Source organism: Mycolicibacterium sp. CBM1 (genome assembly GCF_054073305.1).
On record NZ_JBSXPP010000007.1, the window covers coordinates 234,558 to 241,354 of the forward strand.

General features: G+C 66.1%; 7 protein-coding genes. 2 read left to right on the forward strand and 5 right to left on the reverse strand.

The features are described 5' to 3' along the window. Positions 1–63: 63 nt before the first annotated feature. From rpsI to ACXDF8_RS12640, 3 genes are all read right to left on the reverse strand, one after another. Positions 64–513 (reverse strand): 30S ribosomal protein S9, encoded by a 450-nt coding sequence (gene rpsI, locus ACXDF8_RS12630; RefSeq protein WP_457223612.1) that lies wholly within the window; start codon positions 511–513, stop codon positions 64–66. A 56-nt stretch (positions 514–569) separates the two neighbouring features. Continuing rightward, entirely contained in the window at positions 570–1,013 is a 444-nt protein-coding gene (gene rplM, locus ACXDF8_RS12635; RefSeq protein WP_457223592.1) for a 50S ribosomal protein L13, read from the reverse strand. 195 nt (positions 1,014–1,208) lie between these two features. Beyond that, positions 1,209–2,123 carry a PaaI family thioesterase gene (locus ACXDF8_RS12640; RefSeq protein ID WP_457223593.1) on the reverse strand — a complete coding sequence of 305 codons (915 nt, stop codon included), beginning with the start codon at positions 2,121–2,123 and terminating at the stop codon, positions 1,209–1,211. Positions 2,124–2,158: 35 nt separating this feature from the next. Here ACXDF8_RS12640 and ACXDF8_RS12645 point away from each other — a divergent pair, with 35 nt between their 5' ends. Continuing rightward, positions 2,159–3,904 (forward strand): glycoside hydrolase family 3 protein, encoded by a 1,746-nt coding sequence (locus tag ACXDF8_RS12645; RefSeq protein ID WP_457223594.1) that lies wholly within the window; start codon positions 2,159–2,161, stop codon positions 3,902–3,904. 90 nt (positions 3,905–3,994) lie between these two features. Beyond that, on the forward strand, positions 3,995–4,174 hold the full coding sequence (locus tag ACXDF8_RS12650) for a hypothetical protein (RefSeq protein ID WP_457223595.1): 180 nt from the start codon (positions 3,995–3,997) through the stop codon (positions 4,172–4,174). Between the two features lie 12 nt (positions 4,175–4,186). Here ACXDF8_RS12650 and adhP read toward each other — a convergent pair whose 3' ends face one another. Both adhP and adh read right to left on the reverse strand, forming a co-directional pair. Continuing rightward, positions 4,187–5,248 (reverse strand): alcohol dehydrogenase AdhP, encoded by a 1,062-nt coding sequence (gene adhP / locus ACXDF8_RS12655; RefSeq protein ID WP_457223596.1) that lies wholly within the window; start codon positions 5,246–5,248, stop codon positions 4,187–4,189. A 52-nt stretch (positions 5,249–5,300) separates the two neighbouring features. Next, the coding region (gene adh / locus ACXDF8_RS12660; protein WP_457223597.1) for an aldehyde dehydrogenase at positions 5,301–6,797 on the reverse strand (1,497 nt) is incomplete at its 5' end.

The following is a 6,797-nucleotide window of genomic DNA, read 5'->3' on the forward strand; positions in this document are numbered from 1 at the left end:
CGGGCGCTTCCAGCAGGACTGGAAGACACCCGGCGAGTGCGTTGCGTCGGCGAACGCCGCAGATCAGCGCTTGCTGTACTGCGGCGCCTTACGGGCCTTCTTGAGGCCGTACTTCTTACGCTCGATGGCACGCGGGTCACGCGTGAGGAAGCCGGCCTTCTTCAGGGCCGGCCGGTCCTCAGGCTGCACCAGGATCAGCGCGCGGGCGATTGCCAGGCGAAGCGCGCCGGCCTGACCCGAGGGGCCACCACCGTCGAGGTGGGCGTAGATGTCGAAGCTGTCCACCCGGTCGACAGTCACCAGCGGAGCCTTGATGAGCTGCTGGTGCACCTTGTTGGGGAAGTAGGCCTCGAGGGTGCGTCCGTCCAGGTGGAACTGGCCGGTGCCGGGAACCAGGCGAACCCGGACCACAGCCTCCTTGCGGCGGCCAACGGTCTGGATCGGCCGGTCGATGATGACCGGCTCACGCGGTGCGGCCTCGGCCACGAACTCGGTCACCTCGGTGACTTCGATGACCTCGGGAGCGTCGGGGACCTCGGAAACCTCGGTCGTCACGTCTGTCGTCTCGCTCACTGGTCCACCTGCTTGATGTCGAACGGAATCGGCTGCTGGGCGGCATGCGGATGATCCGGGCCCGAGTAGACCTTGAGCTTCTTCTGGATCTGGCGGCTCAGCTTGTTGTGCGGGAGCATGCCGACGATGGCCTTCTCGACGACGCGGTCGGAATGCTTGGCCATCTCTTCGCCCAGGGTGCGGGACCGCAGACCACCGGGGTAACCCGAGTGGCGGTAGGCCATCTTGCTCTGGAGCTTGTCGCCGCTGACGGCGATCTTGTCGGCGTTGATGACGATGACGAAATCGCCACCGTCGACATTGGGCGTGAATGTCGGCTTGTGCTTGCCGCGCAGCAGAGTGGCTGCTGCAACGGCGAGCCGGCCGAGCACCACGTCGGTGGCGTCGATGACGTACCACGAACGCGTGGTGTCACCTGCCTTCGGCGTGTACGTAGGCACAGCGCTACTACCTCTCGTTTCAGGGCTTGCGGCCCCGGATGGTGGTCCCGGTGTCCCGGGTGCCGGTCGGGGCGACACGGTGGGGTTGAATTCCCGGCGACCAACACTGACCCGGGGACCCGGCTTACGCCGCGGGTGACCCCGCGGGCGTACCGCACGCCGACGTGGCAGCTTACCTGCGGAAATACCGCCAGGTCAAAACGCCTTGGCGCGGTCGTAGACGATGTTGGCGACGGCGCGGACGTACCGGGTCCCGCCGGCGTCGGCCATGGTGGCCGAGATCGTCGCCATCCGCCGCCCGATCCGCTCGGTGCTGGTGGCCAGGGTCAGGGCGCGGCCGTCGACCGGCGGCGAACGGAAGTAGTAGACGGAGAGGTCGGCCAACGTGTAGTCGTCACCGGCACCGGTATGGGCCTGGCCGGCCAGGGAGCAGGCCTGCCCGACGATCGCCGCGATCACCCCGCCTTGGATGGCGCCCAGCGGATTGGCCATCCACGGCTGCGGCAGCACCGTCATCACCGGGTCGGGCTCGACCGCGACCGTCATCTGCAGCAGTTCGCACAGCGGTCCGCGGGCGATCTCGCCGCGGCTGATCGCAGTCAGGATCTGCCGTCCGCTGTAGTCCGGGTCAATGGCCGACAGCGTGGTGTCGACCACAGACAGTGCCGGCTGCCCCACCGTGTCGGCCGCCGCGACCGTCGCCTTGTCCAGCGCCTGCAGCGCGTCGGTGGTTCGCCCGACCCGCACCGCCCTGGCCACCCCCGAGCAGACCACGTCGTGCGCGGCGTTGGTGACGGTCACCGTGGCGGTGCCGTAGGAGTCGTCATGGTGGGCCAGCGCCGCCACCGCGCGCAGACGGTCCCCGACGCGGGCCCGCACCCCCGCAGTGAGCGCCAGCCAGGACTGCACAGTGGCCACCGGCTCGGCGAACGTGTACCAGTAAACGCCGCTGGTGACCGACTCCGCCGCGACCGCATAGGTCGGCATCTCCACCACGCCCCGGTGGTCGACCAGGCCTGCGGTGACCTGCTGCTCGATCGCTATGCCGGTCTCGCCGACCACACCGGCACCGACCGAGAAAGCCGCCTGCGGTCCGTGTGCGGTGCTCATCAGCTGGCATCCTTACAGACGATGGAGGGAGAACCATGCCCGAATCGCCGTACCAGGATGCCGGCTTGTCGGCGGAGCAACGGACCGAGGATCTGCTCTCCCGGCTGCCGCTGCCGGACAAGGTGGGGCTGCTGTTCCACACGATGGCCTTGCCGACCGGTGTCGACGACGTCGTCCCCCTGTTCGGTGACCGCTCGTTGCGGTCACTGCTGGACAAGGGACTCAACCACTTCAACGTCCTGGGGTCCCTTCCCGACGGGCGCTCGTTCGCCCAGTGGCACAACAACGTTCAGCGTGCCGCGCTGCAGCGGCCATTCGGCATTCCGGTCACTTTCTCCACCGACCCGCGCAATCACTTCGGTGACAACCCGTTGACGCAGATGATGGCGGGACCGTTCTCGCTATGGCCCGAGCCGCTCGGCCTGGCGGCGATCGGATCGACCGAGCGGGTAAGGGAATTCGCCGACATCGTGCGGCAGGAGTATCTGGCGGTCGGCATCCGGCTCGCGCTGCACCCGCAGCTCGATCTGGCCACCGAGCCGCGATGGTCGCGGATCAACACCACGTTCGGTGAGGACGCCGACCTGGTCGCACGCCTGGGCACCGGCTACGTGCACGGTCTGCAGGGCGAGCGCCTCGGCGCCCACGGCGTGGCGGCGATGATCAAACACTTCCCCGGCGGAGGACCCCAGAAGGACGGCAACGACCCGCATTTCGCCTGGGGACGCGAACAGATCTATCCGGGCACCAACGCCGATTATCACCTCAGGCCGTTCCGCGCCGCGCTCGAAGCGGGGGCCGCAGCGGTCATGCCATATTACGGAATGCCGGTCGATACCCATTGGGAGGAAGTGGGTTTCGGGTTCAACAAGTCGGTCATCACCGGCTTGTTGCGCGAGGAGCTGGGCTTCGACGGCCTCGTGTGCACCGACTGGGGGCTGATCAGCGATCATCCCGGTATGGGCGAGTTGGGCGTGGCCCGGGCCTGGGGTGTGGAAGGCCTCAGCCGCGAGGACCGGGTGGTAAAGGTGCTCGACGCCGGCGTTGACCAATTCGGCGGCGAGGACTGCACCGATGTCCTGCTCGGCTTGGTGCGTAGCGGACGGATCAGCGAATCCCGCATCGACGCCTCTGCCCGGCGGGTGTTGCGGATGAAGTTCCAGCTGGGCTTGTTCGACGCTCCCTTCGCCGACGAGGAGCACGCCGCGATCACCGTCGGGCGGGCGGACTTTCGCGCTGCAGGGATTCGGGCACAACGTGATTCGTTGACGCTGCTGACCAACACCGACCAGTTGCTGCCGCTGGCCCGCGGGGTGAAGGTGTACGCGCCGCACGTCGGTTCCCTGGGCGATGACGGCGTCAAGGTCGACGACCCCGCGGAGGCCGACGTTGCCCTGCTTCGCCTCAAAGCCCCCTACACCCCACGCGCCGAGGGCATGGCTGCTCTGTTCCACCACGGATCGCTGGAGTTCGACGCCGATGAGCTACGCCAGATCCTCGACGTCTGCGACACACTGCCCACCATCGTCGACGTCTATCTGGACCGGCCGGCGGTCCTCACACCACTGGTCGATACCGGCGCGGCCGTCATCGTCAACTTTGGGGTGACCGAATCGGCTCTGCTCGACGTGCTGTTCGGCAAGTCGGCGCCGGGCGGCTCACTGCCGTTCGATCTGCCCCGCTCGGACGCGGCGGTGGCGGCCAGCCGCACCGATGTCCCCTTCGACACCGCCGACCCGTTGTTCCGGTTCGGTTTCGGCCTGCGCTACGGCGAGGCGTAAATCGGACTGAAACCACCGCGCAGCGGCGGATTCTCGACCGCCGGGTCCTGGCTGGGGCGTGCCCGTCAGGGACAGGGCATCGGCAAGGAGATGCGCCAGCCGGCACTGCACCTGATCTTCGCGGGGTTCGACGCGGACGCCGCCCGCACCCGGGCCTGGCAGGACAACGCGGCCTCGCTGGGGGTGACGCGATCACCGCCGTACACCGAGATCGCAAGCTCGCGTGAGACGCGACGACATCCACCTCGTCGGAATCGCGCCCGCGCGTGAACTGTTGGGGACTCAGCGGTAGTCGATGACCACGCGGCCGTCGATCTGGCCGCGTTCCATGCGGTCGAACACCTCGTTGATGTCGTCGAGCCGGGCGGCCTCCACCGTCGGGTGGATCAGGCCACGGGCGTAGAAGTCCAGCGCCTCGGCCATGTCCTGCCGGGTACCGACGATCGACCCGCGAATCGTCAAGCCCTTCAACACGATGTCGAAGATCGGTGCCGGGAAGTCGCCGGGCGGAAGACCGTTGAACACGATGGTGCCACCACGGCGGGTCAACCCGATCGCCTGCCCGAATGCCTGGGGATGAACCGCCGTGACCAGCACACCGTGCACACCACCGGTGGCCTTCTGCACCTCGGCCACGACATCGCAGTCCTTGGCGTTCACAGTGACCTCGGCGCCGAGCCGGGCGGCCAGCGCCAGCTTGGTGTCGTCGATGTCGACGGCGACCACCCGCAGGCCCATGGCGCGGGCGTACTGCACCGCGATGTGGCCCAGACCGCCGATACCGGAGATCGCGACCCACTGACCGGGCCGGGTGTCGGTGACCTTCAGGCCCTTGTACACCGTGACCCCGGCGCACAGAATCGGCGCCACCTCCAGGGGATCGACTCCGTCCGGGATCCGCGCCGCATAGGCCGCGTTCACCAGCATGTAGCTGCCGAAGCTGCCATCGACGCTGTAGCCGCCGTTGCGCTGGCGCTCGCACAGCGTTTCCCAACCGGTGCGGCAGTATTCGCAGCTGCCGCAAGCCGACCACAGCCAGGCGTTGCCCACCTTGTCGCCGAGCTGGAGGTCGCTCACACCCGCGCCGACGGCGACGACGGTGCCGTAGCCCTCGTGGCCGGGGATGAACGGCGGTTGCGGCTTGACGGGCCAATCACCATGTGCGGCATGAAGATCGGTGTGGCACACACCAGAGGTCTCCAGCTTGACCAATGCCTCGCCGGGGCCGGGAGTGGGCAGGGTGACGTCGGCGACCTGCAGGGGTGCACCGAACTCGGTGACAACGGCGGCCCGCATGGCGCCGACGGTGTCCGTGGTGGCGGGAGCGCCAAGAGTCTGGGTCATTGTCTTATTCCAATCGTGAAAGTGTGTGGGGTATAGAGTCTTTTGGCCTTGCTCAGAAGAAGCCTTGGGCTTTGTTGGAGTAGGAGACGAGCAGGTTTTTGGTTTGTTGGTAGTGGTCGAGCATCATCTTGTGGTTCTCGCGGCCGATACCGGACTGTTTGTAGCCACCGAACGCGGCGTGGGCGGGATAGGCGTGATAGCAGTTGGTCCACACCCGCCCAGCCTTGATGTCACGCCCGGCGCGATACGCGGTGTTCCCGTCACGGCTCCACACCCCCGCCCCCAACCCGTAAAGCGTGTCGTTGGCAATAGCGATGGCCTGGTCGTAATCGGCGAACGACGTCACCGCCACCACCGGCCCGAAAATCTCCTCCTGGAAGATCCGCATCGCGTTGTGCCCGGTGAAAATCGTGGGCTGCACGTAGTAGCCGCCACCCAGATCACCACCCAACTCGGCACGCTCACCACCGGTCAACACCTTGGCGCCCTCGCTCTTACCGATCTCGATATAAGACAGGATCTTCTCCAACTGATCGTTGGAAGCCTGCGCCCCGATCATCGTCTCGGAATCGAGCGGATCACCCTGACGCACCGCCTTGGTCCGAATCGCCGCCATCGCCAAGAACTCGTCATAGATGTCGGCCTGAATCAGCGACCGCGACGGACACGTGCACACCTCGCCCTGGTTGAGGGCGAACATCGTGAACCCCTCAAGAGCCTTGTCCTGATAATCATCATTGGCCGCCATCACATCGGAGAAAAAGATGTTCGGGCTCTTACCCCCAAGCTCCAACGTCACCGGGATCAGATTCTGGGACGCATACTGCATAATCAACCGACCCGTAGTGGTCTCCCCGGTAAACGCGATCTTGGCGATCCGATTACTCGAGGCCAACGGCTTACCCGCCTCCACCCCAAACCCGTTGACCACATTGAGCACCCCCGCCGGCAACAAATCCGCAATCAACGACACCAAATACAGAATCGAGGCCGGGGTCTGCTCGGCCGGCTTGAGCACCACCGCATTACCCGCCGCCAACGCCGGCGCCAACTTCCACACCGCCATCAAAATCGGGAAGTTCCACGGAATGATCTGCCCCACCACCCCCAACGGCTCATGGAAGTGATACGCCACCGTATCCTCATCGATCTGCGACAACGAGCCCTCCTGCGCCCGGATCGCCGCAGCGAAATACCGAAAATGATCCACCGCCAACGGAATATCCGCCGCCAACGTCTCCCGAATCGGCTTACCGTTATCCCACGACTCCGCCAACGCGATCGACTCCAGGTTCGCCTCGATCCGATCAGCGATCTTGTTCAGGATGACCGCCCGCTCCCCCGCCGAGGTCTTCCCCCACCCCGCAGCCGCCCCATGCGCAGCATCCAACGCCAACTCGATATCAGCCGCCGTCGACCGAGCCACCTCGCAGAACACCTCACCAGTCACCGGCGACGGATTCTCGAAATACTGCCCACCCACGGGCGCCACCCACTGCCCACCAACGAAATTCTCATAACGACCCAGGAAAGACATCAACGATCCCTC